General features: G+C 68.3%; 2 protein-coding genes and 1 pseudogene. All 3 read left to right on the top strand.

Annotated elements, in window-relative coordinates:
• Window positions 1-405, top strand: a pseudogene (locus A9X05_RS26850) (NADH-quinone oxidoreductase subunit J); the annotation flags it as partial.
• Window positions 402-701, top strand: coding sequence for an NADH-quinone oxidoreductase subunit NuoK (nuoK, locus tag A9X05_RS26845; protein ID WP_007168303.1), 300 nt, complete (start codon window positions 402-404; stop codon window positions 699-701). The pseudogene A9X05_RS26850 and the gene nuoK, both read left to right, overlap by 4 nt.
• 21 nt (window positions 702-722) lie before the next feature.
• Window positions 723-2,011 (top strand): NADH-quinone oxidoreductase subunit L (gene nuoL, locus A9X05_RS26840; RefSeq protein ID WP_067755491.1); only part of this gene is annotated, 1,289 nt, incomplete at its 3' end.

Genomic DNA, 2,011 nt, shown 5'->3' with positions numbered 1-2,011 from the left:
GGCACCGCCGCGACCGTCGGCTTCGCGGGCCTGACCACCGCCAACGCCAACGGCAACGTGGAAGGGCTTGCGGCGCTGATCTTCTCGCGGTACGTCTGGGCGTTCGAACTCACCAGCGCGCTGCTGATCACCGCGGCCATCGGCGCGATGGTGCTGGCCCACCGCGAACGCTTCGAGCGCCGCAAGACGCAGCGGGAGCTGTCGCAGGAGCGGTTCCAGCCCGGCGGGCACCCGACCCCGATGCCCAGCCCGGGCGTCTACGCGCGCCACAACGCCGTCGACGTGGCAGCGCTGCTGCCGGACGGGTCGTACTCGGAGCTGTCGGTGTCGCCGATCCTGCGCAGCCGCGGCGCCGACGGAAAGGCAACCCCCTCCCGCCAGGCGATCAAAGGTGGCACCTCGTGAATCCGGCCAATTACCTTTACCTTTCGGCCCTGCTGTTCACCATCGGAGCCTCGGGTGTGCTGTTGCGACGCAACGCCATCGTGATGTTCATGTGCGTCGAGCTGATGCTGAACGCGGTCAACCTGGCCTTTGTCACGTTCGCACGGATGCACGGCCACCTGGACGGCCAGATGATCGCGTTCTTCACGATGGTGGTGGCCGCGTGCGAGGTCGTCGTCGGGCTGGCCATCATCATGACGATTTTCCGTGCCCGCAAATCGGCGTCGGTGGACGACGCGAACCTACTCAAAGGCTGACATCGCCAATATGGGGCCAACATGACTCACTACACCTGGCTGCTGGTGGCGCTGCCGCTGGCGGGTGCCGCGATCCTGTTGTTCGGCGGCCGACGCACCGACGCCTGGGGCCACTGGCTGGGCTGCGCCACCGCGCTCGCGGCGTTCGGCGTCGGCCTGAGCCTGCTGAGCGAGCTGCTCGGCCGCGGCGCCGAGGACCGGGTCATCCACCAGACGGTGTTCACCTGGATCCCGGTCGGCCAACTGCAGGTGGACCTCGGCCTGCAAATCGACCAGCTGTCGGTGTGTTTCGTGCTGCTGATCTCGGGAGTCGGGTCGCTCATCCACATCTATTCGGTCGCCTACATGGCCGAAGACCCGGACCGGCGCAGGTTTTTCGGCTACCTCAACCTGTTCCTGGCCTCGATGCTGTTGCTGGTGGTCGCCGACAACTACGTGGTGCTCTACGTCGGCTGGGAAGGCGTGGGCCTGGCCTCCTACCTGCTGATCGGGTTCTGGTACCACAAGCCAACGGCGGCCACGGCCGCCAAGAAGGCCTTCGTGATGAACCGCGTCGGGGACGCCGGGCTGGCGCTGGGAATGTTCTTGATGTTCAGCACCTTCGGCACGCTGTCCTACGCCGGGGTGTTCGCCGGGGCGCCCGCCGCGGGCCGCGGGGCGCTGACGGCGATGGGCTTGCTGCTGCTGTTGGGCGCCTGCGCCAAGTCCGCGCAGGTGCCGCTGCAGGCCTGGCTGGGTGACGCGATGGAGGGCCCCACCCCGGTGTCCGCGCTGATCCACGCCGCCACCATGGTGACCGCCGGCGTCTACCTGATCGTGCGGTCCAACCCGCTGTACAACCTGGCGCCCGACGCGCAAACCGCGGTCGTGATCGTCGGCGCCGTCACGTTGCTGCTCGGCGCGTTCATCGGCTGCGCCAAGGACGACATCAAGCGCGCGCTCGCGGCATCCACGATGAGCCAGATCGGCTACATGGTGCTGGCCGCAGGGCTGGGCCCGGCCGGCTACGCGTTCGCGATCATGCACCTGCTCACCCACGGGTTCTTCAAGGCCGGGTTGTTCCTCGGCTCCGGCGCCGTGATCCACGCCATGCACGAGGAACAGGACATGCGCCGCTACGGCGGCCTGCGCGCGGCGCTACCGATCACCTTTGCCACCTTCGGTCTCGGCTATCTGGCGATCATCGGCGTGCCGCCGTTCGCGGGCTTCTTCTCCAAGGACGCGATCATCGAGGCCGCGCTGGGCGCCGGCGACGCGCGCGGTTACGTGCTGGGCGGGGCCGCGCTGCTGGGCGCGGGCGTCACCGCGTT

It is taken from the genome of Mycobacterium sp. E3298, assembly GCF_001666895.1.
GTDB lineage: Bacteria > Actinomycetota > Actinomycetes > Mycobacteriales > Mycobacteriaceae > Mycobacterium.
The sequence above is the reverse complement of the archived record's forward strand: the minus strand, read 5'-3'. Positions and strand labels throughout refer to the sequence as shown.